General features: G+C 40.0%; 34 protein-coding genes. All 34 read left to right on the top strand.

Going from position 1 to position 26,191, the window contains the following annotated elements:
• Nucleotides 1-1,196 (top strand): cysteine desulfurase NifS (nifS, locus tag GX348_03195; protein ID NLP41194.1); only part of this gene is annotated, 1,196 nt, incomplete at its 5' end.
• Between the two features lie 16 nt (nt 1,197-1,212).
• The gene (nifU, locus tag GX348_03190; GenBank protein ID NLP41193.1) at nt 1,213-1,584 is read left to right on the top strand and encodes a Fe-S cluster assembly scaffold protein NifU; all 372 of its coding nucleotides are present in this window, start codon (nt 1,213-1,215) and stop codon (nt 1,582-1,584) included.
• Nucleotides 1,585-1,592: 8 nt separating this feature from the next.
• Nucleotides 1,593-2,696 carry a tRNA 2-thiouridine(34) synthase MnmA gene (gene mnmA, locus GX348_03185; protein NLP41192.1) on the top strand — a complete coding sequence of 368 codons (1,104 nt, stop codon included), beginning with the start codon at nt 1,593-1,595 and terminating at the stop codon, nt 2,694-2,696.
• A gap of 80 nt (nt 2,697-2,776) precedes the next feature.
• Nucleotides 2,777-3,286, top strand: coding sequence for a photosystem reaction center subunit H (locus GX348_03180; GenBank protein NLP41191.1), 510 nt, complete (start codon nt 2,777-2,779; stop codon nt 3,284-3,286).
• A gap of 11 nt (nt 3,287-3,297) precedes the next feature.
• Nucleotides 3,298-3,474 (top strand): hypothetical protein, encoded by a 177-nt coding sequence (locus tag GX348_03175; GenBank protein ID NLP41190.1) that lies wholly within the window; start codon nt 3,298-3,300, stop codon nt 3,472-3,474.
• A gap of 18 nt (nt 3,475-3,492) precedes the next feature.
• On the top strand, nt 3,493-3,693 hold the full coding sequence (locus GX348_03170; protein NLP41189.1) for a hypothetical protein: 201 nt from the start codon (nt 3,493-3,495) through the stop codon (nt 3,691-3,693).
• A 76-nt stretch (nt 3,694-3,769) separates the two neighbouring features.
• Complete coding sequence (locus GX348_03165) at nt 3,770-4,795, top strand: AI-2E family transporter (GenBank protein ID NLP41188.1); 1,026 nt, start codon at nt 3,770-3,772, stop codon at nt 4,793-4,795.
• Between the two features lie 80 nt (nt 4,796-4,875).
• Nucleotides 4,876-7,494 (top strand): alanine--tRNA ligase, encoded by a 2,619-nt coding sequence (gene alaS, locus GX348_03160; protein NLP41187.1) that lies wholly within the window; start codon nt 4,876-4,878, stop codon nt 7,492-7,494.
• A 131-nt stretch (nt 7,495-7,625) separates the two neighbouring features.
• Entirely contained in the window at nt 7,626-7,883 is a 258-nt protein-coding gene (locus tag GX348_03155) for an IreB family regulatory phosphoprotein (protein NLP41186.1), read from the top strand.
• A gap of 105 nt (nt 7,884-7,988) precedes the next feature.
• Nucleotides 7,989-8,417 (top strand): Holliday junction resolvase RuvX, encoded by a 429-nt coding sequence (ruvX, locus tag GX348_03150; protein ID NLP41185.1) that lies wholly within the window; start codon nt 7,989-7,991, stop codon nt 8,415-8,417.
• Nucleotides 8,418-8,476: 59 nt separating this feature from the next.
• Nucleotides 8,477-8,815, top strand: coding sequence for a DUF1292 domain-containing protein (locus GX348_03145; protein ID NLP41184.1), 339 nt, complete (start codon nt 8,477-8,479; stop codon nt 8,813-8,815).
• Nucleotides 8,816-8,970: 155 nt separating this feature from the next.
• Nucleotides 8,971-9,975 (top strand): endolytic transglycosylase MltG, encoded by a 1,005-nt coding sequence (mltG, locus tag GX348_03140; GenBank protein ID NLP41183.1) that lies wholly within the window; start codon nt 8,971-8,973, stop codon nt 9,973-9,975.
• A gap of 11 nt (nt 9,976-9,986) precedes the next feature.
• Nucleotides 9,987-10,595, top strand: coding sequence for an O-methyltransferase (locus tag GX348_03135; GenBank protein NLP41182.1), 609 nt, complete (start codon nt 9,987-9,989; stop codon nt 10,593-10,595).
• Entirely contained in the window at nt 10,582-11,805 is a 1,224-nt protein-coding gene (locus tag GX348_03130) for a U32 family peptidase (protein ID NLP41181.1), read from the top strand. Before GX348_03135 ends, GX348_03130 begins: the two co-directional genes overlap by 14 nt.
• Nucleotides 11,802-12,002, top strand: coding sequence for a DUF4911 domain-containing protein (locus GX348_03125; GenBank protein NLP41180.1), 201 nt, complete (start codon nt 11,802-11,804; stop codon nt 12,000-12,002). The genes GX348_03130 and GX348_03125 overlap by 4 nt, the downstream gene beginning before the upstream one ends.
• 60 nt (nt 12,003-12,062) lie before the next feature.
• Nucleotides 12,063-13,724, top strand: a complete 1,662-nt coding sequence (locus GX348_03120) for a penicillin-binding protein 2 (protein NLP41179.1) — start codon at nt 12,063-12,065, stop codon at nt 13,722-13,724.
• 135 nt (nt 13,725-13,859) lie between these two features.
• Nucleotides 13,860-15,194, top strand: a complete 1,335-nt coding sequence (locus GX348_03115) for a TldD/PmbA family protein (protein NLP41178.1) — start codon at nt 13,860-13,862, stop codon at nt 15,192-15,194.
• A 91-nt stretch (nt 15,195-15,285) separates the two neighbouring features.
• The gene (gene aroQ, locus GX348_03110) at nt 15,286-15,732 is read left to right on the top strand and encodes a type II 3-dehydroquinate dehydratase (GenBank protein NLP41177.1); all 447 of its coding nucleotides are present in this window, start codon (nt 15,286-15,288) and stop codon (nt 15,730-15,732) included.
• Between the two features lie 4 nt (nt 15,733-15,736).
• On the top strand, nt 15,737-16,810 hold the full coding sequence (locus tag GX348_03105) for an aminopeptidase P family protein (protein NLP41176.1): 1,074 nt from the start codon (nt 15,737-15,739) through the stop codon (nt 16,808-16,810).
• A 14-nt stretch (nt 16,811-16,824) separates the two neighbouring features.
• On the top strand, nt 16,825-17,382 hold the full coding sequence (gene efp / locus GX348_03100) for an elongation factor P (GenBank protein NLP41175.1): 558 nt from the start codon (nt 16,825-16,827) through the stop codon (nt 17,380-17,382).
• Between the two features lie 121 nt (nt 17,383-17,503).
• Nucleotides 17,504-17,944 carry an AraC family transcriptional regulator gene (locus tag GX348_03095; protein NLP41174.1) on the top strand — a complete coding sequence of 147 codons (441 nt, stop codon included), beginning with the start codon at nt 17,504-17,506 and terminating at the stop codon, nt 17,942-17,944.
• Between the two features lie 133 nt (nt 17,945-18,077).
• The gene (gene spoIIIAA / locus GX348_03090) at nt 18,078-19,073 is read left to right on the top strand and encodes a stage III sporulation protein AA (GenBank protein NLP41173.1); all 996 of its coding nucleotides are present in this window, start codon (nt 18,078-18,080) and stop codon (nt 19,071-19,073) included.
• Nucleotides 19,064-19,582, top strand: a complete 519-nt coding sequence (locus GX348_03085; GenBank protein ID NLP41172.1) for a stage III sporulation protein AB — start codon at nt 19,064-19,066, stop codon at nt 19,580-19,582. The genes spoIIIAA and GX348_03085 overlap by 10 nt, the downstream gene beginning before the upstream one ends.
• 19 nt (nt 19,583-19,601) lie before the next feature.
• Nucleotides 19,602-19,799 (top strand): stage III sporulation protein AC, encoded by a 198-nt coding sequence (spoIIIAC, locus tag GX348_03080; GenBank protein ID NLP41171.1) that lies wholly within the window; start codon nt 19,602-19,604, stop codon nt 19,797-19,799.
• Nucleotides 19,800-19,812: 13 nt separating this feature from the next.
• Nucleotides 19,813-20,199 carry a stage III sporulation protein AD gene (gene spoIIIAD / locus GX348_03075; GenBank protein ID NLP41170.1) on the top strand — a complete coding sequence of 129 codons (387 nt, stop codon included), beginning with the start codon at nt 19,813-19,815 and terminating at the stop codon, nt 20,197-20,199.
• 14 nt (nt 20,200-20,213) lie between these two features.
• Nucleotides 20,214-21,374: a stage III sporulation protein AE gene (spoIIIAE, locus tag GX348_03070; protein NLP41169.1), complete on the top strand. Its 1,161-nt coding sequence runs from the start codon at nt 20,214-20,216 to the stop codon at nt 21,372-21,374.
• A gap of 27 nt (nt 21,375-21,401) precedes the next feature.
• On the top strand, nt 21,402-22,013 hold the full coding sequence (gene spoIIIAF, locus GX348_03065; protein ID NLP41168.1) for a stage III sporulation protein AF: 612 nt from the start codon (nt 21,402-21,404) through the stop codon (nt 22,011-22,013).
• 17 nt (nt 22,014-22,030) lie between these two features.
• Complete coding sequence (locus GX348_03060) at nt 22,031-22,642, top strand: hypothetical protein (GenBank protein NLP41167.1); 612 nt, start codon at nt 22,031-22,033, stop codon at nt 22,640-22,642.
• Between the two features lie 10 nt (nt 22,643-22,652).
• Complete coding sequence (locus tag GX348_03055) at nt 22,653-23,189, top strand: SpoIIIAH-like family protein (GenBank protein NLP41166.1); 537 nt, start codon at nt 22,653-22,655, stop codon at nt 23,187-23,189.
• Nucleotides 23,190-23,421: 232 nt separating this feature from the next.
• Nucleotides 23,422-23,817 carry an Asp23/Gls24 family envelope stress response protein gene (locus GX348_03050; GenBank protein ID NLP41165.1) on the top strand — a complete coding sequence of 132 codons (396 nt, stop codon included), beginning with the start codon at nt 23,422-23,424 and terminating at the stop codon, nt 23,815-23,817.
• A 13-nt stretch (nt 23,818-23,830) separates the two neighbouring features.
• Complete coding sequence (amaP, locus tag GX348_03045) at nt 23,831-24,370, top strand: alkaline shock response membrane anchor protein AmaP (protein NLP41164.1); 540 nt, start codon at nt 23,831-23,833, stop codon at nt 24,368-24,370.
• Nucleotides 24,371-24,384: 14 nt separating this feature from the next.
• The gene (locus GX348_03040) at nt 24,385-24,612 is read left to right on the top strand and encodes a DUF2273 domain-containing protein (protein NLP41163.1); all 228 of its coding nucleotides are present in this window, start codon (nt 24,385-24,387) and stop codon (nt 24,610-24,612) included.
• Between the two features lie 42 nt (nt 24,613-24,654).
• The gene (gene nusB / locus GX348_03035; protein NLP41162.1) at nt 24,655-25,065 is read left to right on the top strand and encodes a transcription antitermination factor NusB; all 411 of its coding nucleotides are present in this window, start codon (nt 24,655-24,657) and stop codon (nt 25,063-25,065) included.
• Nucleotides 25,062-26,003, top strand: a complete 942-nt coding sequence (locus tag GX348_03030; protein ID NLP41161.1) for an O-sialoglycoprotein endopeptidase — start codon at nt 25,062-25,064, stop codon at nt 26,001-26,003. Before nusB ends, GX348_03030 begins: the two co-directional genes overlap by 4 nt.
• Nucleotides 26,004-26,191 lie beyond the last annotated feature (188 nt).

The following is a 26,191-nucleotide window of genomic DNA, read 5'->3' as shown; positions in this document are numbered from 1 at the left end:
GAATTTATTTTGATCATTCGGCTACTACACCGGTTGACAATGAAGTAGCTGAATTAATGATGGAATATATGACTGAGAAGTTTGGCAATCCATCTAGTATTCATTCATTTGGACGTGAAGTAAAAAAGGCAGTAGATGAAGCGAGACAGCGTGTAGCGGCGTTATTAGGAGCAGATGCTAACGAGATTTTCTTTACTAGCGGCGGCACTGAGGCCGATAATCTTGCTTTAAAGGGAGTTGCATTTGCTAATCGTAAGAAAGGCAATCATATAATTACGACAGCAATAGAACATCATGCTATTTTACATACTTGTGAATATCTGGAAAAACAGGGCTTTACTGTAACTTATTTGCCGGTTGATGAGAATGCAATGGTCCGTCTTGAGGATGTTGAAAAAGCTATCACTGATAAGACTATTCTTATTAGTGTTATGTTTGCAAATAATGAAGTGGGAACCATTCAACCGATTAAGGAAATTGGGAAAATTGCAAAAGATAAAGGCATTTTATTTCATACCGATGCGGTTCAAGCCACCGGCAATTACCCAATTAATGTTAAAGAATATAATATTGATTTACTTACTCTTTCTGCACATAAATTCCATGGACCTAAGGGCGTTGGCGCACTCTATGTTCGACGCGGTGTTCGTCTTGACGCTCTGCAGCATGGCGGCGGTCAAGAACGCAGTCTGCGTGCCGGTACTGAAAATGTAGCGGGAATTGTTGGTCTGGGGAAAGCAGCTGAGATTGCGAAGCGAGATATGGACAAGAAAATTACCCATATCACGGCTTTACGAGATAAGCTTATACAAGGTCTATTTGACAAAGTGTCAGATATTAAACTAAATGGACATCCAACCCTACGCATGCCAGGAAGCGTTAATTTTAGTTTCATGTATATCGAGGGCGAATCGCTCCTTTTAAATCTTGATTTAAAAGGCATTGCAGCATCTAGCGGTTCGGCTTGTACGTCAGGATCGCTTGATCCATCTCATGTTCTTTTAGCAATGGGCTTGACTCACGAGGTTGCCCATGGTTCACTAAGAATAAGTCTCGGACGTGGAAACACCCAAGAAGAAATAGAATATTGTTTAACTGTTCTGCCAGAGATTGTCGAACGATTACGCAGTATGTCGCCGTTAAGTGCGTCGAGTCAAATGTCGGCGTCAAATCCCTGTATTTTATGCAAGCATTAGGAGAGGAGAGATTGGCATGTATACAGAAAAAGTAATGGACCATTTTACTAACCCCCGTAATGTTGGTGAAATTAGTGATGCCGATGGTGTTGGTGAAGTGGGCAACGCTAAATGCGGCGACATTATGAGAATTTATTTAAAAGTTGAGGACGATATTATCAAAGATGTCAAATTCAAGACTTTCGGTTGCGGCGCGGCAATAGCTACTAGTAGCATGGTTACAGAATTAGTTATGGGGAAAACGTTGGACGAAGCATTAAAGATTTCTAACCAAGCAGTTGCTGAAGCTTTAGGAGGACTTCCACCTGCAAAAATGCACTGTTCAAACCTAGCCGCTGATGCTCTGCATGAAGCAATTAAAGACTATATAGAGAAAAAAGGAAAGTGATTTAATTAATGTGTGCTAAACCCAGAGTGGTTGTAGCCATGAGCGGAGGGGTGGACAGTTCTTTAACTGCCGCCCTTCTTGTGCGTCAAGGCTATGATGTTATTGGTATTACAATGCAAATTTGGGACAATTATGAGCCCCAGGACGATGTTGATCATCGTGGCTGTTGTTCGCTGTCTGCTGTTGATGATGCGCGCCGGGTAGCTGAAAAAATCGGCATACCTTATTATGTGCTCAATTTTCGAGAGATGTTTCAGAAAACGGTTGTTGATTATTTTATCGCCGAATACTCGGCAGGAAAGACACCCAACCCTTGTATCGCTTGTAATCGGTATGTAAAATTTGAAGGCTTGCTTCATCGAGCTAGGGAATTAGGGGCTGAATATGTGGCTACGGGCCACTATGCAATTATTGAATACAGTAAAGAATTAGGACGATACTTACTAAAAAAAGGGATAGACAATTCAAAAGACCAATCGTATGCGTTATATCATTTAAATCAGCACACCTTAAAGCATTTTATGATGCCGCTTGGTACTTATCATAAAACTGAGACAAGAAAAATGGCTAATGAATTAGGTCTATCGGTAGCTAATAAGCCGGATAGTCAAGAGATTTGTTTTGTCCCTAATGATGATTATAAGAGTTTTTTGGCTGAAAAGGCGCCTGCCGCATTAAAACCCGGTAAAATCGTAGATACTAAGGGAAATGTACTGGGTCAGCATCAAGGCTTGCCATTGTATACAATAGGTCAGCGCAAAGGTCTAGGCATTGCTGCCAGCCATCCGCTGTATGTTGTAGCTCTAGATACGCAAGCGAATACAGTAGTTGTAGGGAATGGAGATGAAGTTTTTGCTGATGAGCTAATAGCGGCTGATCTTAATTTTATTACTGTGGATCAACTAACACAGCCAATGATCGTTTCCGCGAAAATTAGATATAGTGCAACACCGGCACAAGCTGAAATAATTCCAATTGGTAATTATCAAGTTCGGGTTAAGTTTGAGCAGCCGCAGCGTGCTATAACGCCGGGCCAGTCGGTAGTATTTTATAATGATGACATTGTAGTGGGCGGAGGAATTATTCAACAAGCCGTGAGAAACACTAGATAAAAGTTCCTTTTTTAAACAAGCTTAATAAGTTCAGTGCTTTTTGGACATAATAAGCTTACGATCTGTAAGGAGGCCGTATAGTGCAAAAAGTTAGCAACTTAATTGGCCTACCGGTATTAGAAACTGTTACTGGTACGCAGATTGGAATGGTAGAAGAGGTTCTTTTGGACGTTGATCAGGCTGTTATTCGTGGTGTCATGATTGATAGTGAAAATTGGTTTTTTAAGGCTTTTGGCGTTAGTTTTGAGGATTTATTTAGTATCGGCCGGGACGCGTTAATGGTGCGCGGTTCTGAGGTAATTAAAGATTTGGCTGACCTATCTTCGTTGAGTAATATTTATCGACTGAAGGATCTTGTTAATAAGCAAATCTTTACTGAAACAGGTTTTATGCTAGGAGTATTGGTTGATGTAGTTTTTGACGCAGCAACGGGCGAAATCAGGTCATACCAAGTATCAGACAGTGTAATAACCGACCTATTATATGGACGCCAAACTATGCCTTTGCCACAAGCACAAGTTATTGGACAAGATAAGCTAATTGTTCCTGATGCAATGGCCAAACTGCTTCATGCCGAACAAATTGTGTGAGGTGTATTTAAGTGGTAACTTGTCCTGTTTGTGGTCGTAAGTCTATTGGTAAGGTCGGAATTGAACAGTATTATTGTTGGGACTGCTGTGTAGAGTTTGTTAATAAGGGACAAGACGTCACCGTATTTAATATTGCGGATGATGGAACGCTGACTCTCTTTGACGAATCATTTCAAGACACTGTTTAAATAATTTGAAGGGGTGGTATGATGAATAATGGTTTTTTTAAAGGATTAATTTGGGGAAGTGTTGTAGGAACAATATTAGGCGCCATCATAAGTCCTATGACTAAGCCGCAGAAGAAACCAATAGCCGAATTTAATGTCGACGCTATCGCCGATACTACCCAAGGACTGATGAGAAAAGCTCGCTATGCGCGCAGACGGCTTATGAAAAAATTAGACTAGTAGGTGGAGACCATTCGGTCTCCATTTTTATCGACTATACATTTGTAAAATATGTGAAAATTTTTGAGGTGTAGGCGTGGTAGTCACCAAACTAGTGGTCAGAGTAAGTCTAATTGTAGCAGTTTTGACGTTATGCGGTTATTTTCTTTGGTTGGTTAAAAGTGGCCTTTATCCATTTATAATTGCTTTATTTCTGGCATACTTACTTAATCCGGCTGTAGCGCATATTGAACAAAAAGGCTTTAGTCGGTCGTGGTCAATCATTATTGTATATAGTGTTTTATTTGGGGCCCTAACTTTGGGAGCAATTAAAATTGTACCAATCTTGATTAAAGAGCTGGAAAACTTTGCGAGAGAGATACCTTCGATGGCGGCAACAGGTCAGCAGCTATTAGAGCAGTTTCAAGCACAATATCAAAATTCGTCTTTGCCGTTTTCACTCCGGATTGCATTTGATAAAGCCTTATTAACATTAGAAAACGAGTTGCAAGGTTTCACAGCTTCAATTGTTGATGGAATAATTAACAGTGTAAGCTATTTTATCGGCATCGTAATAAGTCCTGTTCTAGCCTTCTATCTATTGCATGATTGGCGCGAAATTCGTGAAAAACTATTGCTGTTTATTCCTGGTAAATGGCGAAATCAAATTATTATTATTGTTAGGGATATTGATAAAGTACTTAACGGATTAATTAGAGGTCAGCTACTTGTGGCATTTCTCGTAGGCATATTAGTTAGTGCAGGTCTTTATCTGTTAAATGTAAGATTTGCGTTATTAATTGGAATTTTGGCAGGTTTGCTTGATATTATACCTTATTTCGGAGCCATAATCGGGGCGACTCCTGCAGTTACGTTAGCGTTATTACACTCGCCTATATTAGCACTCAAAGTAGTAATCCTATTCTTAATCATACACCAGCTAGAAGGCACGGTAATTGGTCCTAAGATACTTGGTGAAAGCGTAGGACTGCATCCGCTGTCGGTCATTTTTTTTGTTTTTGTCGGAGGCGAACTAGGTGGACTTCCCGGAATGCTGCTTGGGGTGCCAGTTGCAGCAATTGTTAAGGTTGTTTTTAGGCACTTGTATAAATTATTCGTTTAAGCACCATTTATTGACAATGATATCTTAATTATGTATAATTCCATAAGATGGTCCCTAAATGAACGTGGAGGTTGAATGTCTTGATTTATATGACTGGGAACGAGCTTCGTAAGAAATATTTGCAGTTTTTTGCTAGTAAAGATCACCTTATATTAAAAAGTTATCCGCTTATCCCGGAGAATGACCCTACCTTGCTATTAATCGGTGCTGGCATGGCACCGTTTAAACCTTTTTTTACCGGTAAAATGAAACCGCCTCATACAAGAATTTCTACCAGCCAGAAGTGTGTTCGGACTGGTGATATAGAAAACGTTGGACGTACAGCACGTCATCAGACTTTTTTTGAAATGTTAGGAAATTTTTCATTTGGCGATTATTTTAAAAAAGAAGCAATAGCTTGGGCTTGGGAATTCCTAACTGAGTGGCTTGAACTACCTGAGGAAAAGTTATGGGTTACAATCCATCCAACTGATGATGAAGCTTTTCAGATATGGAAACATGAGATCGGAGTTAAAGAAGACCGCATTATTAGATTGGAAGATAATTTCTGGGAAATTGGGCCTGGCCCATGTGGACCCTGCTCTGAAATATATATTGATTTAGGGGAAGAACGCGGTTGTGGAAGTCCTGACTGTGCCGTCGGCTGTGATTGCGATCGGTTCCTCGAGATTTGGAATTTGGTATTCACGCAATTTGATCGTGATGAACAAGGGAATTATCAACCGTTAGCTAAGAAAAACATTGATACCGGGGCAGGATTGGAAAGAATAGCATCAGTTCTACAAAATAAGCAATCGAATTTCGAAACAGATCTTCTGTTTCCAATTATCGAATACGCTGCTGAGGTGGCCAATGTTGCCTATGGGCAGGCAGCAAATAGTGATATTTCCTTAAAGGTAATCGGTGATCACGCCCGCAGTCTGACATTTATGATTTCGGATGGGATTCTTCCGTCGAATGAAGGCCGTGGGTATGTCTTAAGACGAGTTTTAAGACGCGCTGTTCGACATGCCCGGTTGCTCGGTATTGAGAAGCCATTCTTGGCCAAAGCTGTTGATGTTGTAGTTGGTATGTTTGAAGAACCATACCCCGATTTAGCTGAAAAGAAAGAATACATAAAGAAAGTAATACAGTTGGAAGAAGAACGTTTTCACGCTACTTTGGCCCAAGGAATGGAGCTTCTAAACGCCCAAATTAGTGAACTTAAAAAAGCCGGCAAGGCTACCTTAGATGGAGCGACTGCTTTTAAGCTTTACGACACTTTCGGCTTTCCGTGGGAATTAACTGCTGAAATTTTAAACGAGCATGGAATTGAACTTGACAAGCAAGCTTTCGATGCAGCAATGAGCGAGCAGCGCGAACGGGCTCGAGCTGCCCGTCGTGATAATGGCAATGTGATGGTAATTCCGGATATGTCCAACTTTAATTTTGAGCAGTTAGCAAGAGATGCCAAAGCTACCAGTGCCAATGTAGCACTAATGTGGAAAGACGGTAAAATCATTAATGAGGCTAATGACGGTGATGAAGTTGCCATTGTTCTTGATGTTACACCATTTTACGCAGAAGGAGGCGGCCAGGTAGGTGACTCTGGGTTAATCCGGGGAAGTATAGGCAAAGCAGAAATCGAAACGGCTAAAAAGCTGCCTAATGGTGCAATTTATCATGTAGGTCGGATCATGGAAGGTACAATAAAAACTGCTGAACAAGTAAAAATTGAATTAAATTGCCAACGCAGTCAAGATACAGCTCGCAACCATACAGCAACGCATTTATTGCATAAGGCTCTAAAGGAAGTATTAGGTGATCATGTAAATCAGGCGGGTTCATTAGTTGGGCCTGATAGGCTTCGGTTTGACTTTTCTCATTTCGCCCCAGTAACTGATGAACAACTTGCTCGAGTTGAACAAATTGTAAATAATGTAATACTTGAGAATGCAGGGGTAAGCGTTATCGAGACCACTCAGGAAATAGCTAAAGATATGGGCGCAGTCGCATTGTTTGGTGAGAAGTATGGCGATTTAGTTCGAGTAGTTATTGTTGATGCTTTTAGTAAGGAACTTTGCGGCGGTACTCATGTTGCAAATACTTCAGAAATTGGAACCTTTAGGATAATTTCTGAATCCGGAATTGGCTCAGGGATTAGAAGGGTAGAGGCAGTTACTGGCCGCGAGGCTATTAAATATACCCAATCAAGAGAGAATATCCTGCTTAAAATGGCGGAAATATTAAAAGCAAGGCCCGAAGATAGTATTAATAAACTTGAAGGGCTTATTGTAAAAGTAAAAGATCTTGAACATGAGATATCAGCTCTAAACGCTAAATCCGCTAAAGCCCAAGTTCAGGATATTCTTAAAAACTTGAAGGAATTTAATGGAGTACAATATGTTATTGCTCAAGTCAGTGTCAATGATATGGATAGCTTGCGCAATATGGCAGATTTGGTTCGTGATAATTTAACAAGTGGGGTTGTACTTTTAGGAGCTACTACTAATGATAAAGTCAATTTTGTTGCTATGGCGACCAAAGAAGCAACTGCCAAAAAGATTCACGCCGGAAATATTGTTAAAGAGGCGGCTAAAGTTGCCGGTGGCGGCGGAGGCGGGCGTCCGGATATGGCCCAAGCCGGTGGGAAAAACCCTCAAAAATTAAATGACGCACTTTTAGCAGCAGAAGAAATTATTAAACAACAACTAATGTGATATTTTTAGGTAGGGTGGGCTTAGCCCGCCCTCTTAATATAAACACTTTTAATAAGTGGAGGTAATTTCTAGGATAAGTAGAATATAATGGTATCAGTATGGGGATAATAACAGGGAGGAGGATGTATTATATGTCCAATTTATCCCAAGAAACCATGATGTTTAAGGTTGGCAGTGAAGAAAATAATGTGGCATCTGAAATTATAGGCACAGTTTTCCGAGCTCTTAAAGAAAAAGGCTATAATCCGATTAATCAAATTGTCGGGTACTTATTATCAGGTGACCCAACTTATATTACCAGTCATAATAATGCCCGAGGACTAATTCGTAAATTAGAACGGGACGAATTGCTTGAAGAGTTTGTCAGGGCTTATGTAAAAGGTAAGTAGTAATTATGACAAACAAATAATATACCTCTGTCGAGCAATTATATTTCGACAGAGGTAATTTTATTTTGGTTTGTATAGTAAAATTTCACATATTATGGAGGCACTATGAGAATAATAGCTTTAGATGTTGGGGACAAAACAATAGGAATAGCAGTAAGTGATGAGCTTGGTTTGACTGCTCAAGGAGTGGAAGTTATTCGTCGTACAAGCCAAGCTAATGATTTTAAGAGACTTAACGAGCTTATTGACAGCTACAAATCTGATACAGTGCTTATCGGCCTCCCTAAAAATATGAACGGCACAGTAGGGCCGCGCGGGGAATTAGTACAGCAATTTGCGGAAAAGATTGCAGAAACTTTTTCAAACCAAAAGGTAATTTTATGGGACGAACGTTTGTCAACTGTCGCTGCTGAGCGTGCTTTGATTTCGGCAGATGTAAGTCGGGCAAAACGCCGTAAGGTGATAGATAAGATGGCTGCTGTCTTTATTCTTCAAGGGTATCTTGATAGCTTGCCTCGCCAACATCTTCCTTGACAGGAAAGGTTTTCTAGGATACAATTTTACAAGACATCGAAAGAGTGAGGTGACAGTAATTGGCTGATATTGAAAAGGAAGACCTCGAAGAAATGGACGAAGATTTAATTGTAGTTATGACTGACGAAGAAGGTAATGAGTATTATTACCGTGAAGAATTGATAATTCCGGTTGAAGAAAAACGTTATGCTATTTTAGTACCAATTGAGATTGATGAAGAAGGCTGTGGCTGCGGTGATTCTGAATGCGGTTGCGATGATGAGATTGATGTCTTTATTGCTCGCATTGATACCGACGAAAATGGCGAAGAAATATACGTTGATCCAACTGATGAGGAATTCGACCAGGTTCGTCTGGCCTACGAAGAGCTCATGGTTGATGAGGAAGATGAAGCCTAGAGGCTTCATCTTTTTTTGCCTTAAAACTTAGATTTTGATGTGAAAAGGTTAAGCTGGGTTTTTCTAATCTTTTTGTGGTATAATACTTATCATAATAAAATGGACAATCTTTAGAATTTTTCCTACCCTAATTGTACAAAAGTGAGGTGTAATATATGTGGCATATTTTAAAGAACAAATCCAGCTCTGTTTTAATTGTGTTAGCATTCTTTCTTTTAATGGGAAGTATTATGTTTGGAATGGCTAAACCAGTTAGTTTAAATACCGAAGATCAGACTATAGTTACTATCGAACCAGGCATGTCAGCAAGCGACATTGGCGAGCTGTTATATAAAGAAGATATTATTAAAAGTGTAATTATGTTTCGTGTAATTGCAAAAGTCTATAATATCGAGAGTTCCCTGCAAGCCGGGGAGTACGCTATTTCTAGAAACATGACTACTGAACAAATTGTAAAAATGTTAGCGCAAGGCCAAACAGCCTATCGTCAGATTACTATACCTGAAGGCTATAATATAGACCAAATTGCTAAGCTTGTAGAACAGCAGAAAATTGGTGATGCTAGCAAATTCAAGGAGTTAGCTCAAAACTATGCACCGTATTCATATATGTCAGGCATTGGCGTAGCCTATAAGGCAGAAGGTTATATTTCTCCGAACACTTATCAAGTGCCACGTGGTACTACAGAAGAGCAACTATTGAAGATTCTTGTTAAAGAGTTTGATACTCAATTTACGCCTAGTATGAGAGAGCGAGCCTCTGAAGTCGGTTTGTCTATTTCAGAGGTTATCACGCTAGCATCATTGGTAGAAAAGGAAGCAAAACTTGACGGTGACCGACCAATTATTGCTAGCGTGTTTCTTAACCGATTGAAACAGGATATGCCGCTGCAGTCGTGTGCCACTATTCAGTACATTTTAGGCTATCCTAAGGCTGAGTTATCAATTAAAGAAACCCAAATTGAATCACCCTATAACACTTACCAGCACATGGGCTTGCCTCCTGGGCCAATAGCTAATCCAGGCAGGGCTTCAATTAATGCCGTGTTGTATCCTGCTGATACTGACTATCTTTATTTCGTAGCCGACAAAGAAGGAGCTCATCATTATAGTAAAAGCTATCAGGAACATCTTGAATTAATTGATAAGGTGCGAATTTAAATATGGGCGGATTGGACATGCTGTTAAAGAATATGGAAAATTATGCCCGTGAAAACAAAGTGCCGATTATTAATAGCCAAGGCGCAGATTTACTTGTCGAAACCGTAAAGACTTATCGACCGTCGTCAGTTCTCGAGATAGGTACTGCGATTGGCTATTCCACGCTACTAATTGCTCGCAATTCACCCAGTGCTAAAATAATATCAATTGAAATCGATCCAGATAGAGTTGCCCAAGCTGATACGTTTATTAGGCAAGCCGGCCTTTCTGACCAGGTAGACATTGTAGTAGGTGATGCCAATCAAGTTATTTCGACGCTGAATACCAAATTTGATATGGTATTTATTGATGCTGCTAAAGGTCAGTATCTTAACTACCTAGTAAAAGTAATGGAAAAACTAAATGATAATGCTGTGATTTTTACCGATAATGTCTTGTTTCGTGGAATGGTCGAAGGAGATATTGAAACGCCGAGGCGGTACCGAACAATTGTTAAAAGACTGAGAGAGTTTTTAGAATTTATTCATCAAGATTCGCGATTTTCAACATCGCTTTATCGCAGTGGTGACGGTATTGCTATTTCTATTTACCAAGGAGCGAAAGTCTTTGAAAAAACCTGAACTATTAGCACCCGCAGGAAATCTTGAAAAACTTAAAATGGCCCTTATTTATGGAGCTGATGCCGTTTATGTGGGTGGAGAGTCCTATGGATTAAGAGCGTTTAGCGATAATTTCAGTAATGATGAACTGAAGCAGGCAGTTAATTTTGCTCATAGTTTGAATAAAAAGCTTTATGTCACAGTTAATATTTTTCCTCATAACGAAGATCTTGAAAATTTGCCGCAGTATTTAAAATTTTTAGGCAGCATAGCGGTTGATGCTATTATTATTGCGGATCTTGGTGTATACCGATTTGCCAAAGAATTAATACCTCATGTGCCTTTGCATATAAGCACTCAAGCAAATAATACCAATTGGTCTTCAGTTCTTTGTTGGCAGGAACTTGGGGCTAGCAGAGTTGTTATGGCTCGGGAAATCTCTCTTGATGATATTAAAGTTATTAATCAAAAAGTAAATATTGAATTAGAAGCATTTGTGCATGGTGCTATGTGTATGTCGTATTCGGGAAGGTGTCTGTTAAGCAATTATTTTACCGGCCGTGATTCAAATCGCGGCCAATGTGCCCAGCCGTGCCGCTGGAAGTATCATTTAGTTGAGGAAAAACGCCCCGGACAGTATTTCCCGGTCTTTGAAGATGAGCGTGGAACATATTTTTTAAATTCAAAAGATTTGTGTTTGTTGCCGCACTTACCGCAACTAATTAATAGCGGACTCGATAGTTTTAAAATTGAGGGCCGCATGAAAAGTGTTCATTATGTGGCAACGGTAGTCAAAGTGTACCGGCAAGCTATAGACGCCTATTTTGCAAATCCTAGCAGTTTTATTGTAGCCCCAGAATGGTTAGAGGAGCTTAATAAAGTATCTCATCGCGAATATACTACGGGATTTTATTTTAATAAAACTACCAGTGATGATCAAATATACGGCTCATCTTCTTACACTCAAACACATGATTTTGTTGGCTTAGTTAAAGCTTACGATGAGAGTACGGGTATGGCTATAGTTGAACAGCGAAATAATATGAAAATTGGTGATATTATTGAGATTGCTCAGCCTAGTAAGCCTTGCTTTACGCAGATTCTTGAAAAGATGTATGATGAGAGCGGCCAATCTATTAGCGCAGCGCCGCATCCCCAGCAAATTATTTCAATACCGATGGACAAGCCAGTTGCGGAGTTCTCCATGCTGCGCAGAAGGGCTAAATTATGAACGATATAATTCATGTGCGATTAGATCCGACCTCTATTAATTATGTTAACAGAATTATGGAGGGCTATGAGTACTTGGGTGTTGTGACAACTGTAGACCGTAAGCAAGGAATCGTTGCAATTAGGGTTACTCCTGATACTTATAATGAAGTTAAAAAAATTTTAGCGAACTTACCCATAGTTTTAGAATATATTTAGAAAAAACGCCATAGTATATAATTTTGCCATGAAATGCCATACTATCACTGAGGTGACTGTATGGCATTAGTTATTTCAAGGATTTTTAAACTTATTATTTTTTTTGCGATAATAGGCTGTTTGCTAATGAGCAGATTGTTTTATTTGCAAATTGTTAACAACTCAAAACTTGCGATAGAAGGTCTTAGCGGTCGTGTACAAGAGGTGCCGGTTGAAGTAGCACGGGGTGCAATCGTAGATAGAAACGGCATACCCCTGACTAATACCGCTCAACGATTCAGTATTGTGGTTTTTCCGTCTCAGCTTGAAAATAAAGTAAAGGCTGCGGAAATACTGACAGATTTAATCAATGAATCTGGAGAAAGCCTGCTTCATAAAGTTGAAAAAGATGAGCGGCCATTTAAGTTAAAGACTGATATTGATTTGGATACAGCGAATAAAATTAATGAAGCAAAGATTCCTGGAATAATTGCTGTTGCCGAAAGGATGCGTTACGGTTATGGGTCATTGGCATCACATCTTACCGGATATATAAATACTGCAGATAATCGTGGTGTAAGCGGTATTGAGGGTTTATACGATGAATTGTTGCGGGGTAACGAGCCAGAATATGCAGCTGCTTTAGTTGATGCTACACAACAAATCATCCCTGGTTTGGGTTATAAGAGATTACGTTTAAGTGATGGTTTAGGCCCACATAATATTGTCCTAACTGTAGATTCGCGAATTCAGCTAATCGTCGAGCGGGTTATGGACAAGGGAGTCGGAAAGGGGGCAATAATTGTCATGCGTCCATCTACTGGCGAAATTCTAGCTATGGCCTCACGTCCTAACTTTAATGCTAATCGAATTGAGGATTATTTAAATGAGGATTCTGCTCCCTTGTTAAACCGCGCTGTAGCTGCTTATCAACCAGGCTCAGTTTTTAAACTGGTAGTTGCTGCAGCGGCATTGGAAAACGAAATTGTTAAGCCTTCTGACAAGTTTTTTGACCCTGGGTATATTGAGGTTAGCAATCTGAGGTTTAAAGGTTGGGATTTTGAACGGGGCGGTCGAGGTCATATAACTTTTGCGGAGGCCATGGCATATTCAAGCAACCCAATATTTATTGAAGTCGGTCTAAAAATTGGTGCCGAGAAATTAGTGAGTATTGCTGAAAAGTTAGGATTTGGACATCATACAAAATTGGAGTTTGACGGCGAGGCAGATGGTAATTTGCCTGATACGGATAGCATTTATCCCGGCGAGTTAGCTAATTTTTCAATTGGCCAAGGCGCTTTTGAGGCTACACCATTACAAATTGTGTCTCTTGTTGCTACAATTGCTAATGACGGAATAAAGGTAGATCCTTATGTCGTTAGCAAGCTGACCCGGCAGGATGGTACAATTGTCAATACCTACCGCGCATCGCGTGGCGTTCGGGTATTATCGAGAAGCACAGCATTGGAACTTAGGAAGATGATGGCTGCTGTTACTAAATACGGTACGGGTCAGGCCGCCTATGTGCAAAATGTTGGTTCGGCAGGAAAAACGGGATCGGCTGAAACCGGACATATTGATAAAAACGGCCAAGGCGTCAACCATGCTTGGTTTGCTGGATATGTACCTCTCGATAATCCGCAGTATGCGATAGTGGTTTTCGTGGAAGCGGGAATGTCTGGCGGTGACATTGCAGCGCCGATTTTCCGGGAGATTGCTGAGGGTATAATCAATAGCAAGTAGAAAGAAATGGATTGCTTGCAGGAAGATAATCTAAAAAGTCAAATATTAACTACCTAAGGCTCTATTTGCTTTTCGCATTAACCGGTTTTATGAAGTGTATAATAACTATAGATTGCGCCTAGGAGGATTTTATAAATGAACTACGTGGAGGTTGCTAATAATGCTGTAGATATCGCCAAAAAGGTTGGTGGTTATGCGGCTGAGGCTTATATTCTTGACGCTAAAGCATTAACTATTGAAATTGCAAACCAAGAAGTAGAGACAATGAAGTTTGCCGAGGACAGTGGAATTGGAATACGTATTTTTTCAAAGGAAGGTAAAGTTGGATTTGCCTATTCAACTAATCTTAATGCTATAGAGGACGTGGCCCGTCAAGCGTTAAACAACAGTTATAAGAGTTTTGCCGATAAAAGTAACGCTTTACCTAAGTTAACACAAAAAATAGATAGTATGGATTTACTTGATAAAAAAATTGCCGCTGCAACAATTGAGGAGAAGATTGATCTTGCCAAGCAAGTTGAAATGGCAGCTCGTAAAACTGATAAACGGGTAACCCGCACCGAGCGTTGCGGGTATCAAGATGCCGAATATGGAGTAGCTTTGGCTAATTCTAACGGGACGTCAGTGTATTATCGTTCTGGTTACTGCGGGATATATGGTATTCTGCTTGCCGAAAAGGATGGCGATGTTCAGACAGGTTCTGGCATTAGCTTCAGTCGCAATTTTGACGTATTGAATGCTGATTTTGTCGGCCAAGAAGCTGCTCAAGATGCTACGATATTACTTGGCGCGAAAAGTATTGGAACTACTAAAGCTATGCTGGTTTGTACTCCCAAAGTTGCGACAAGTTTCTTTTCTATACTTATACCAGCGCTTTGCGCTGACTCAGTACAGAAGGGAAGATCGTTATTTAGGGATAAGGTAGGCCAAAAGGTAGTATCATCCCTAATCAATTTAGTCGATGATGGCAATCTGGCCGACGGGATTGCGACTAGTCCTGTCGATGGAGAAGGCGTTCCGACTCAACGGACACATCTGATTGTCAACGGAACGTTAAATGGCTACCTACACAATGCGTATACTGCAGCAAAGGACAATGTTGTAAGTACCGGTAATGGGAGCCGCAGCTCCTTTAAGAGTTTGCCTGAAGTGGGTTCTACTAATATATTCATACAGGCTGGAAATACGAGGCGCGAAAAACTCATTCAGGAGGTTGACAATGGCTTTTACGTTACTAGTGTTATGGGGATGCATACTGCCAATCCTATATCAGGCGATTTTTCTATCGGAGCAGCCGGTGTTTGGATAAAAAACGGCAAATTTGCTCAGGCCGTACGAGGCGTTGCCATTGCGGGAAACATCCTGGAACTTTTCGGACAGATAGACGGAATCGCTGATGACCTAAGATTCTATGGATCGAAAGGTGCACCCACAATTAGAATAAGTAATATAACGGTCAGCGGAAGTTAGCTAAATTTTAGGTACAAGATATTCTAGGCAAATTAATCAAATTGTGGTAAAATATCAAAGTTAATATAAAGCAGTCGAAAGGCATGGCTATATGACAAAAAAACTACGTATATTAGTCCTTCATGGACCAAATTTAAATCTGCTTGGTAAGCGTGAGCCTAGTATATATGGCACGCTTACACTTGATGAAATTAATGAAAAGATTACTCAGCGGGCCAACAATCTAGGTATTGACGTTGATTGTATTCAGACTAATCATGAAGGTATAATGGTCGATGCAATTCAGCAGGCAGCTGATTGTTATAATTGTTTAATTATCAATGCAGCAGCTTTTACTCACTATAGCATAGCCATTCGAGATGCCATAGCTGCCGTTAATTTACCAACAATCGAAATACATTTGTCAAATATTTATAAACGTGAGGAATTTCGTCATCATTCTGTAATATCTGCCCTTGTAAACGGGACAATCGCTGGATTTGGTGTACATAGTTATCTTTTAGCTATAGATGCAGCAGTAAGCTTGATGAGGCGGTGATGGTGTGACAAAAGATAGGCTAAAAAGGTTACGCGCTTTTATGGTTGATTATGGTTTAGCAGCAGTAATTGTTAATAATCCGGAAAATCGCCGTTACTTTAGCGGGTTTACTGGTACAGCCGGAATGTTACTGATTACAAGAAAAAAAGGTTTTTTAATAACTGACTTCCGTTATATTGAACAAGCTAGGAATCAAGCTGATTGTTTTGAGATTGTAAAACACGGCAATAGCATCTATGAGACACTGGCAGAATTGGCTAAAGATCATCAATTAGAAAAAATCGGTTTTGAAAGTGATTTTACTACTTACTCGACCTTCCAAAACTTTACTAAAGTGATTCAAGAAAATACTTTAGTACCGGTTATGTTGGATGATTTGAGGGCTGTTAAAGATGACAATGAGATTAAGTTAATTCGGGAAGCTGTTAAAATTGCTGATGATGCATTTTCATATATTTTATCAATCTTGAAACCAGGCATTCGCGAGCGGGATATTGCTCTTGAGTTGGAATATAAGATGCGTCAGTTAGGTGCGGAAAAAGCTGCATTTGATATAATAGTTGCCTCAGGTATTCGCGGGGCGCTGCCTCATGGCGTTGCATCCGAAAAAATAATTGAGCCTGGCGACTTTGTAACAATGGACTTTGGCGCTGTATATAAAGGTTATCATTCAGATATTACAAGAACCGTATGTGTGGGTAAGGCAAATTCTAGGCAACGGGAAATCTATGATATAGTCCTTAAAGCGCAATTGGCGGGCTTACAGGCAATTAGATCAGGCAATTCTTGTAAGGATGCCGATTTTGCTGCCAGAACTATAATCCAAAATCATAAATATGGCGAATATTTCGGCCATGGGTTAGGCCATGGCGTTGGTCTTGTTATACATGAAGAACCTAGACTATCACCATCTAATGTTGAAGGTTCTCTCGAAGAATTTATGGTTGTCACTGTTGAACCCGGTATTTATATTCCCGAGTGGGGCGGTGTCAGAATTGAAGATACGGTAATTGTTACTGCACACAATGTTGAAGTTTTGACAAAAAGCAGTAAACAGCTTATAGAACTAGATTTTTAATTGGGGGTAAGGCAATGATTTCAAGTAATGATTTTCGTACAGGTGTGACTATTGAAATTGACAATGATGTATGGCAAGTAGTTGATTTTCAACATGTTAAGCCAGGTAAAGGTGCTGCTTTCGTGCGGGCTAAATTAAAGAATATGAGAACAGGCTCTGTTGTGGAGCGTACGTTTAACCCCAGTGAGAAGATACCTAAGGCACATGTTGATAATCGCCAAATGCAATATCTTTACGAGAGTGGCGGCATGTACGTTTTTATGGACAATGAGACATATGAGCAAATTGAGCTAGATGGCGATACACTTGCTAATGCCATTAACTTCCTTAAAGAAAATATGACTATCTCAATTATGATGTTCCAAGGAAATATTATCGGAGTTGACCTGCCTAACGCAGTCGAACTGGAAGTAATTGAAACAGACCCCGGTATTCGAGGCGATACCGCTACTGGTGGCACGAAACCGGCTAAACTTGAGACAGGCTATGTAGTGAAAGTTCCATTATTCATTAATGTTGGTGATGTTCTACGGGTTGATACCCGCAGCGGTCAATATATTGAACGTGCATAAAGTTCAGACATTCTTGGCGTAAGCCGAGAATGTCTGGCTTTTTTTTGTATTATGAATTTACCGAAGTTTGGACATAATATCAGTATCGCGCTTAACATTTGTAAAGGGGGGGTATATATTTATGGCAAATATTAAGGAAAAGGTTGCATATTTACAAGGTTTAACAAAAGGACTTAATGTGAGTGACGCCTCATCAGAAGGCAAGTTGATTTTGAATATTGTTGATGTACTAGATGATATGGCAGAAGAAATTCAAAACGTGAATTTGGTACATGAAGATCTAGAAGATTATGTTGAAAGTATTGATGAAGATTTAACAGAGCTGGAAGAAGAAGTTTATGAAGATATGTATGATGTTGATGAAGATTACGTTGAAGTAGAATGCCCGTTTTGTCATGAAAGTGTAGCCTTCGAATCTGAGTTGCTTGATGACGAGGATGCTGTTGAAGTTACCTGTCCACATTGCGGTGAAGTAGTTTATGACAATGTGATTGATCTAGATGATGTCGATATCGATATGAATTCACATGCGCTTAGAAATAGTATTCACCCTGGAATATAAGTGATAAAAAAATCCCGGAATCCTCCGGGATTTTTTTATGCCTCTCAATAATGAAAAAAATAACTATTAAGCTAAATGATGGAATAAAGTTATTTTTTAATCCATATCTATGTAAAGAAAGGATGGGTGAAGAATGAGCATCACTGAAATTATAAATGATCAGATATTTCCAATATTACCGCCCAATATAGGTACATTACTTAAGCGTATTCCGGAAAGCCATCTGGCAGCTGTAACAGAAATAAGACTGCGTATTAATAAACCGCTTATGCTGATCGTTGGTTCAGAAGATTATATGATAAGTTCCACCGGGAGTCTTGTTGGCGAAACTCGGAATGCTTACTTTTGCACAAATGATGATATTAGTCGCACATTTCAGCTAATAAGTAAAAATTCAATTTATGCATTGGAACAGGAATTAAAGATGGGATTTTTAACGGCGAGAGGCGGACACCGGATTGGCCTAACTGGACAGGCCATTATTGTCGATGGGCAGCTGAAAGCAATTAAAAACATCAACTCGTTAAATATTCGACTGGCTCGTGAAGTTAAGGGGTGCTCTTGTCTTGTCTTACCGCACATTGTAAAAAATGGTAAGCGGGTTTTGAGTACCCTGATAATATCTCCCCCGCGCTGCGGAAAAACCACAATCTTGAGGGATATAATTCGAAATTTGAGCACTAGAAGCAGCGCCTTTGTTGGCGTTCAGGTCGGTGTTGTAGATGAACGGTCAGAAATTGCAGCTAGTTTAAATGGTATTTCAACAGTCGACTTAGGCGATAGAGTTGACGTCCTTGATGGCTGTCCAAAATCAGAGGGGATGCTAATCCTAATCAGATCGATGTCACCGCAGGTGATCGCTACCGATGAACTTGGTCGGGAAGAAGACGCCTACGCCGTTCGTGAAGCTTTAAATGCAGGTATCAGCGTTATTGCTACAATACACGGGCGAAGTGTTGCTGAAGTTATGGAACGCCCTTATGTTGGCCAGCTGATTAAAGCAAAGTATTTTGAACGTTACATTATTTTAAGTGATACCCCGACTATTGGAACTATTCAAGAAATTGTGGATGCTAGGACTGGAAACATATTATATCAGCATAAGACGGGGGTCAAAGCATGTGGCTGAAAATTATCGGAGCAGTATTTGTAATAATAGCAGGTACTAGTCTTGGATTTATGTTAGCAAATCGCTGTAGTGAACGGCCAAGGCAAATTCGGCAGATTATCAGCTGTATCGGGTCGCTCAAAACGTATATTGGATATATTTCTTTACCGCTTTCTGAAGCCTTACGTAATTGTACCAATGGTACTTATGGCGCAGTTAACAATCTGTTTCAGAACATGGCATTGATACTTAGTGAGAATGGCTGGATGACGCCGCAAGAGGCTCTAAACCAGGCTATAAATGAAACAAATATGTTGGCCCTAGAACGACCAGAGCTTGAAATTCTTGCTGCTCTTGGCGCTAATTTAGGTTCAACTAGCCGAGAGGAACAGAAGACTTATCTTGATATGGTTCAAGAACAACTAGCCAAAATTGAGCAAGATGCTATTAGGTTACGTGATCACAATTCGAAGATGTATAGATATCTTGGTATTTGCGGGGGGTTAGCGATAGTTATTGTGCTAATTTGATAAAAAGGGGTGAGAGGAAATGGGTTTAGATTTGCTATTTAAGATTGCTGGAGTAGGGATATTAGTTTCAGTTTTCCATACGGCGCTTAAGCAGGCTGGTAAAGAAGACATGGCCCACTTGTGTACGTTGGCAGGCTTTACTATAGTGTTATTTTGGGTTGTGCAGCTATTAGGACGCTTGTTCAACACGGTACAGGATGTCTTTAAGTTGTTCTGAGGGGTGTAAAAATGTGGATATAATTCAAATAGTTGGCCTAGGATTCGTAGTAACACTATTAATCATGATTGTCAAGCGCGAACGACCAGAAATAGCTGTGCAATTAAGCTTAGCTTTAGTAAGTATTATATTTTTGCTTGTGTTAAGTAAAATTGGTGTCGTTTTAAATTTATTTCGAGATTTGGCTGAAAAAGCTAACATAAGTTATACATATTTGAATACTATTTTGAAAATTATCGGTATTGCCTATATAACAGAGTTTGGTGCGCAGGTTTGTCGTGATGCTGGTGAAGGGGCAATTGCGGGTAAGATAGAGTTTGCCGGCAAGGTATTTATCATGATTTTGGCAATTCCGATAATTGCCTTAGTACTTGATACCATCGTTAGATTGATTCCATGAGGTGGAGAATGGGAATGAGAATCTATATAATGGCTGTGCTATTTTTAATTGTCTTCTCAGCGGGAGCGTTTGCCGCTCCAGTTGATAATGACGAGCTTGCTAACGATCTTTTTAAAAAACTATCACCGGACGAGGTAAATAACTTCATTACCAAAGTTAATAATGAATTGCATCAAGATATTCCTTTGCTTACGAGTACCACCGTAAAAGAGATTGCCAGCCATGGAATTAGTTTCGATGGTCAGAGCCTTTGGCAGATTTTTATCAATAAATTATTTAAAGAATTTGCAGCAAATCTTCATCTGCTTGGTAAGTTGTTGTTTCTAGCGGTATTATGTGCAATGCTGCAAAACTTGCAAAATTCATTCAATCAATCAGGCATATCACTTCTTGCATATAGTCTCTGCTATATATTCTTAGCAGTAATTGCTTTAACAGCCTTCTGTAATGCTTTAAATCTTGCCCGTGAGACTGTCGGTTATATGGTAGGCTTCATGCAGGCGTTGCTTCCCCTTATGATAACTCTGCTTACCGGTGTCGGTGCAATTACATCTGCAGCTTTATTTACGCCGTTAATGCTCTTTGTTGTTGCTACAGTAAGTATAGTGGTAAAGGATGTTGTATTACCCCTTTTACTATTAACAGCCACTCTTGAGTTTGTTAATTATCTGACTGATAAATATCGTTTAAACAATCTAACGGGAATTATTAAACAAACAGGAATGATCGTGCTTGGTTTTACCATGGTAATTTTCATCGGAATTATCACTATTCAGGGTGTAGCCGGGGGGGTAGCTGACGGGATTACTTTGCGGACTGCGAAATTTGCAACGGCAACTTTCGTCCCGGTTGTTGGTAAAATGTTTGCCGACACTGTTGAATTAGTAATGGGAGCTTCACTGCTATTAAAGAATGCAATAGGTATATTTGGTGTAATGGCGGTCTTGTTAATTTGTGCCTTTCCGTTGATTAAACTCTTATCTTTAGTTGCAATAATTAAAATAGCTGGTGCTCTTGTCCAGCCGATGGGCGATGAGAAGATGGCCAAATGCCTAGATGCCATGGGGAATAATCTCTTATTAGTTTTTGCTTGTGTCTTAACGGTTGCCTTAATGTTTTTTTTGGCCATAACAATGATAATTGGCGCCGGCAGTGTAGCAATGATGCTAAGGTAATACAAACAGTGCGGGCGGAGGGGTATAATGATAGCTTTTGTATCAGCTTGGATTAAGGATATAATACTTGTTGTCTTGTTTGCTGCCTTTATGGAATTACTGCTGCCTAGCAGCAGTATGCAGCGGTTTATTAGGGTAATAATGGGGCTATTCATAATGTTGACGATCCTGAATCCTGCGCTTGACGTAATTCAAAATCATCTGGCATCGGGGCAGGAATTATCGGCGGTAACTACTGCACTAAACAATTCAGTTAGTAGTAAAAATGTAACAAATTCAATGAGTGATGAACGAGATAAGCTGGCATATGAGTTATATAAGAATGAGTTAGCCAAGCAAGTTAGAGCAATAGTCACTAACTTAGACGGTGTTGCTGATGCCAAGGTAGCTGTAGATGTAACTACTGCTGATGGGTTAATGGCAGGTTCGATAAAGAATCTTACTGTATATGTTAAGCCTGGGATAGCTGCGAACGGCCAGAAGATTTCACCTATTCATAAGGTTAACGTTGGTGGAGAAAACGTTCAGGTTGACGGAGTACAAGAGCTTAGACCGCAGTTAGTTAATAAGATAAAACACTCAATATCAGAGCTATATCAGCTTTCTGAAAGTAAAATTGACGTACAATTACTATACTAAAAGGAGGGGAAAAACGAATGAACGGATTTAGTTCATTTATCGAAAATTCAAAAAAATTGTGGCCGAGCAAATTAATTCGTGAAGGCGCACTAAATACCCGGTTGCTGTTACTCGGGATTCTTGGTGTTATTCTTTTACTGATCGGCAGTGTGTACGATGGACAAATGAGCAAGAATAATATTGATAAGCCTAGTGAGATGCTCAAGACTGTGCCGGTACCTTCAGTTAATCGCAGTTATGAAGAAGTTTTAGAGGCAAAGATGTCTAATCTTCTGTCGCAGGTAAGAGGGGCGGGATCCGTAGCAGTTAGTATTACGCTTGAAAGTAGTGCGACTCAGGAACATGCTAAGAATATTGTAAAAGAGACCAGGACTATTCAGGAGAAGGACACCACCGGCGGAATAAGAACAACTGTAGAGACTAAAGAGAACCAGCAGATATTACTTGGTAAAGAAAATAGCGTTGATAAGCCTGTAATGGTACGGGAAGTGAAACCTATCATAAAAGGTGTGCTCGTAATAGCGGAAGGAGCATATGATTCTAGTGTTAAAGCAAATTTGACGAAGGCAGTAGAGGCAGGATTGGGAATTCCTTCTTACAAAATAACGGTGCTGCCGCAAAGAAAGTGAGGTATTATAGATGAAAGTTGTTGCTTTTATCAAAAACAAAAAAGCTATACTTAGCTGTATAGCCGCAATGGTAATTATACTGCTGGGGGCGTTTGCTTTTGTATTTACCGACCAAGATAAAACCGGAGCTAAGGTAGATCGGTCTAACGCAATCCAAGTAGCAAAATCTCTGCCGGCTGAGCAAGTAATACCCGTCGCAAGTCCAGATTTTTTCACCGAATATCGCTTAGAACGTGATAAGATTCGAAGCGAACGATCCGACCTATTGCGCGAAAGTATCAAATCAGCTACATCTGATGAAGCAAGACAAAAAGCTCAAGACATTATGCTTAAGATGGTCATGGATAAGCAGCGGGAAACTGAAATAGAGAGCTTAATTAAGGCACGGGGATTTGCCGACGTGCTAGTATTTATTAAGGAAAACTCAGTTAGCGCTGTTGTGAAAACATCGTCTCTATCGCGAGAGGAAGTAGTCCAAGTGGCCGACGTAATAAGTCGTGTAGCCGGTGTTAAAGCCGAGGATATTACAATAAGCGCCAAGCCTTAAAGTTAGGTATATTTTTTCTATAGTGGTCAGGATAGTGGTTTGTAAAGATGGAAAATCTTTGTTATAATATGTATATTCACAACAGGTGTATTCTGACATAAAGAGTTTTTTAACGTTTAGTTACTAAAAAAATTGTATTTGAGAAAGAGGAAATTACTGATATAATTTCTGGAATACTAAAATAGTTTTATAGTATATTGTCGTAAGCTGACTTCGGATTGGAGGGGTGTACTTGGAAAAGCGAGTTGAAAGATTAGAACACAATGATGTAGGCTCAATTCGTATAGCTGATGAAGTAGTAGGTATTATCGCTGGTTTAGCAGCTACCGAGGTTGATGGAGTAGCTGGTATGAGCGCCGGTTTAGTTGGCGGTATTGCTGAAATGTTAGGTAAAAAGAACCTAGCAAAGGGTGTTAAAGTAGAAGTTGGCGAACGTGAGGCTGCTGTAGACTTATATATTATTGTAGAATTTGGGGTGCGCATACCAGATGTTGCACTAAAAGTCCAAGAAAACGTTAAAAAGGCTATTGAATCAATGACTGGACTCGAAGTTGTTGAAGTTAATATCCATATCCAAGGGGTCGGTTTTAGTCCGGAGGGGAAAGATGAAGATATCCGGGTGCGCTAGAAAGGAGTAATTTATGGGGATTTTTGACCGTATTATACTGTCTATTTATACATTATTACTGACCTTTTTATCAGTGGGTGTAATGTTAATCGCTTTACGCCTAATTTCTTTAGATTTAGTTTGGACAAGCCTTAATCGTATATATGGCCAATGGGAAGCGGCATTAATTGGAGCTGTGTTTCTCTTAGTCAGTATCCGTTTGATGTTGGCAGGCTTACGGACAAAGCACAACAAGGGGACTATTGTCCATCACAACGATTTTGGTGATGTACATATAACACTTGATGCAGTTGAAAATTTGATTGAAAAGACTGCCAGACATGTTCGTGGTGTGCGTAGCGTTAAAATTAATATTGAACGTAGGAGCAGCAATTTGTTTGTTACAATTAGAGCGATTATTAGTCCGGAGAGTAATGTTCCTGATGTTTCGAAGGATATTCAGCAAAGGGTGCATGACCATATAAAGAGTACAGTGGGTATAGAATTAGCCGATGTGCGAATATTAGTTGAAAATATCTCAAATGATTTTAAACCAAAGCAGCGTGTTGAATAGAAGGGAGTAATAATATGGATGCGAAACTGTGGGAGGAAATCTGGCAAAATCACAGCGGCAAAATTGTTGGTGCTGTGGCTGGATTGCTAATCGGTATTTTTATTATTGCTTTCGGCTTTTTCCGTACGCTATTAGTGTTGCTCTGCGTAGCTGCTGGCTATATCGTCGGGAAACGAATTGATGAGAAAGAGGAGATTACCGATATCCTTGATCGGCTCTTACCGCCTGGCTACCGTCGCTAATTAGTCGAATCACTATGGAGTGGTTAAGAAAAGAGGGATAATATGAGTCGTAGAAAAGCCAGAGAAGTAGCTTTGCAAGTACTATTTCAATTAGATTTCAATACATCAAGTAAAGAAGAGGCGTTAGAGGCTGTTGTCTTAGAAACAGGTCGGTTGTCAGGAAATGCCCAGAAATATGCTATTGCTCTAATAGAAGGAACTCAGTCCAACCGAGCAATGATAGACGAAATTATTTCAAGTGTATCTTCTGATTGGAAACTTGGCCGAATGGCTAGTGTGGACCGTAATATTGTCAGGATAGCTATTTATGAGATGAAGTTGGCCGATGAACGGATTCCGCCCAACGTGGTAATAAATGAGGCTGTTGAACTAGCCAAAAAGTTTGGGTCAGATGAATCTGGCCGTTTTGTTAACGGTATACTTGGAACATTAGTAAAGGATCATGAAAAATGAATTTCATTTTAGGTATAGATACCAGCTGTTATACAACATCATTAGCAATCATGGATGAAGGTGGCAGACTTATTGCTGATGCCCGTAAACTTCTAAGTGTTAAAAGTGGTAACCGCGGCCTCTCGCAATCTGAAATGGTATATCAACACACGCGAAATCTCCCACTCCTATTTGAACAAGTTTTTGATAAGTTTGATACACCTATTAGTCTCAAAGCAATAGGTGTATCGGCTTGGCCACGACCTTTGCCGGATTCTTATATGCCGGCATTTCTTGTTGGTACAGGATTTGCCCGGGCATTGGCGATTACTGACAAAAGTAGACTCAAGCAGGTTAGTCACCAAGAAGGACATATTTTTGCTGGCATATGGTCGGCTGGTGGGCCGAGAAGCAACAACTTCTTGGCCATTCATATGTCTGGGGGAACTACTGAGTTGCTGAAAATAGAGCGTTCAGAAAGAAAAACGCATATTGAACTAATTGGCGGAAGTAAGGATTTAAATGCTGGGCAAATGATTGACCGAATAGGAGTACTTATGGGATTACCTTTCCCGTCTGGAGCACATCTTGAAGAATTAGCTAAATATAATAAAGGAGCACCGGCCATGATCCCGTCATCAGTTCAAGGGTTAGAAGTTAGTTTTTCTGGCCCAGAGACCCATGCAATTAGGCTAATTAAAGGCGGGGCAACTCACGAAGCTGTTGCCGAAGGGGTTCAGCTCTGTATTAGTCAGTCCTTATCAAGATTAATTAGAACTGCAGTTAAAGCGACGGGCTTAAAAGAAATATTACTGGTTGGCGGGGTATCTTCCAATCAATACATTCGCAATTATATTGAGCAAAATGTCCGTGATTTAGGCATAAAAGTATTCTTACCTGAAAGACAATATAGCTCTGACAATGCCGTAGGGGCGGCTTTCATGGCACTGATCGGTTAGCATCATAGAAAAATGGTCTCGGAGGTTTTTCTGGTTTGTTGTAGGTGGCCTGTGCGGATAATTAAGCAATAGACAAGGCCGCAGATATTAACCATTACCAGACTTTTGTCTGGTTTTTTTTATGTATCTGTTATATTATTAGACTGTGTATATATATACACATGTTCCCAATATTGTCGAGATTTGAT

Source organism: Veillonellaceae bacterium (assembly GCA_012523975.1).
Classification (GTDB): Bacteria; Bacillota; Negativicutes; order JAAYSF01; family JAAYSF01; genus JAAYSF01.
Note: the sequence above shows the minus strand (reverse complement) of the source record. Positions and strands in the feature narration are given on the sequence as shown.

What these genes read in the sequence shown, in the direction of transcription:
- GX348_03170 (NLP41189.1), top strand. Translation starts at nt 3,493, where the DNA reads ATGATGAATAATGGTTTTTTTAAAGGATTAATTTGGGGAAGTGTTGTA.
- mnmA (NLP41192.1), top strand. Translation starts at nt 1,593, where the DNA reads ATGTGTGCTAAACCCAGAGTGGTTGTAGCCATGAGCGGAGGGGTGGAC.
- GX348_03030 (NLP41161.1), top strand. Translation starts at nt 25,062, where the DNA reads ATGAATTTCATTTTAGGTATAGATACCAGCTGTTATACAACATCATTA.
- aroQ (NLP41177.1), top strand. Translation starts at nt 15,286, where the DNA reads ATGACAAAAAAACTACGTATATTAGTCCTTCATGGACCAAATTTAAAT.
- efp (NLP41175.1), top strand. Translation starts at nt 16,825, where the DNA reads ATGATTTCAAGTAATGATTTTCGTACAGGTGTGACTATTGAAATTGAC.
- spoIIIAE (NLP41169.1), top strand. Translation starts at nt 20,214, where the DNA reads ATGAGAATCTATATAATGGCTGTGCTATTTTTAATTGTCTTCTCAGCG.
- nifU (NLP41193.1), top strand. Translation starts at nt 1,213, where the DNA reads ATGTATACAGAAAAAGTAATGGACCATTTTACTAACCCCCGTAATGTT.
- GX348_03085 (NLP41172.1), top strand. Translation starts at nt 19,064, where the DNA reads ATGTGGCTGAAAATTATCGGAGCAGTATTTGTAATAATAGCAGGTACT.
- GX348_03095 (NLP41174.1), top strand. Translation starts at nt 17,504, where the DNA reads ATGGCAAATATTAAGGAAAAGGTTGCATATTTACAAGGTTTAACAAAA.
- spoIIIAC (NLP41171.1), top strand. Translation starts at nt 19,602, where the DNA reads ATGGGTTTAGATTTGCTATTTAAGATTGCTGGAGTAGGGATATTAGTT.
- GX348_03120 (NLP41179.1), top strand. Translation starts at nt 12,063, where the DNA reads ATGGCATTAGTTATTTCAAGGATTTTTAAACTTATTATTTTTTTTGCG.
- GX348_03040 (NLP41163.1), top strand. Translation starts at nt 24,385, where the DNA reads ATGGATGCGAAACTGTGGGAGGAAATCTGGCAAAATCACAGCGGCAAA.
- spoIIIAF (NLP41168.1), top strand. Translation starts at nt 21,402, where the DNA reads ATGATAGCTTTTGTATCAGCTTGGATTAAGGATATAATACTTGTTGTC.
- GX348_03125 (NLP41180.1), top strand. Translation starts at nt 11,802, where the DNA reads ATGAACGATATAATTCATGTGCGATTAGATCCGACCTCTATTAATTAT.
- amaP (NLP41164.1), top strand. Translation starts at nt 23,831, where the DNA reads ATGGGGATTTTTGACCGTATTATACTGTCTATTTATACATTATTACTG.
- GX348_03115 (NLP41178.1), top strand. Translation starts at nt 13,860, where the DNA reads ATGAACTACGTGGAGGTTGCTAATAATGCTGTAGATATCGCCAAAAAG.
- nusB (NLP41162.1), top strand. Translation starts at nt 24,655, where the DNA reads ATGAGTCGTAGAAAAGCCAGAGAAGTAGCTTTGCAAGTACTATTTCAA.
- GX348_03155 (NLP41186.1), top strand. Translation starts at nt 7,626, where the DNA reads ATGTCCAATTTATCCCAAGAAACCATGATGTTTAAGGTTGGCAGTGAA.
- GX348_03055 (NLP41166.1), top strand. Translation starts at nt 22,653, where the DNA reads ATGAAAGTTGTTGCTTTTATCAAAAACAAAAAAGCTATACTTAGCTGT.
- spoIIIAA (NLP41173.1), top strand. Translation starts at nt 18,078, where the DNA reads ATGAGCATCACTGAAATTATAAATGATCAGATATTTCCAATATTACCG.
- mltG (NLP41183.1), top strand. Translation starts at nt 8,971, where the DNA reads ATGTGGCATATTTTAAAGAACAAATCCAGCTCTGTTTTAATTGTGTTA.
- ruvX (NLP41185.1), top strand. Translation starts at nt 7,989, where the DNA reads ATGAGAATAATAGCTTTAGATGTTGGGGACAAAACAATAGGAATAGCA.
- GX348_03060 (NLP41167.1), top strand. Translation starts at nt 22,031, where the DNA reads ATGAACGGATTTAGTTCATTTATCGAAAATTCAAAAAAATTGTGGCCG.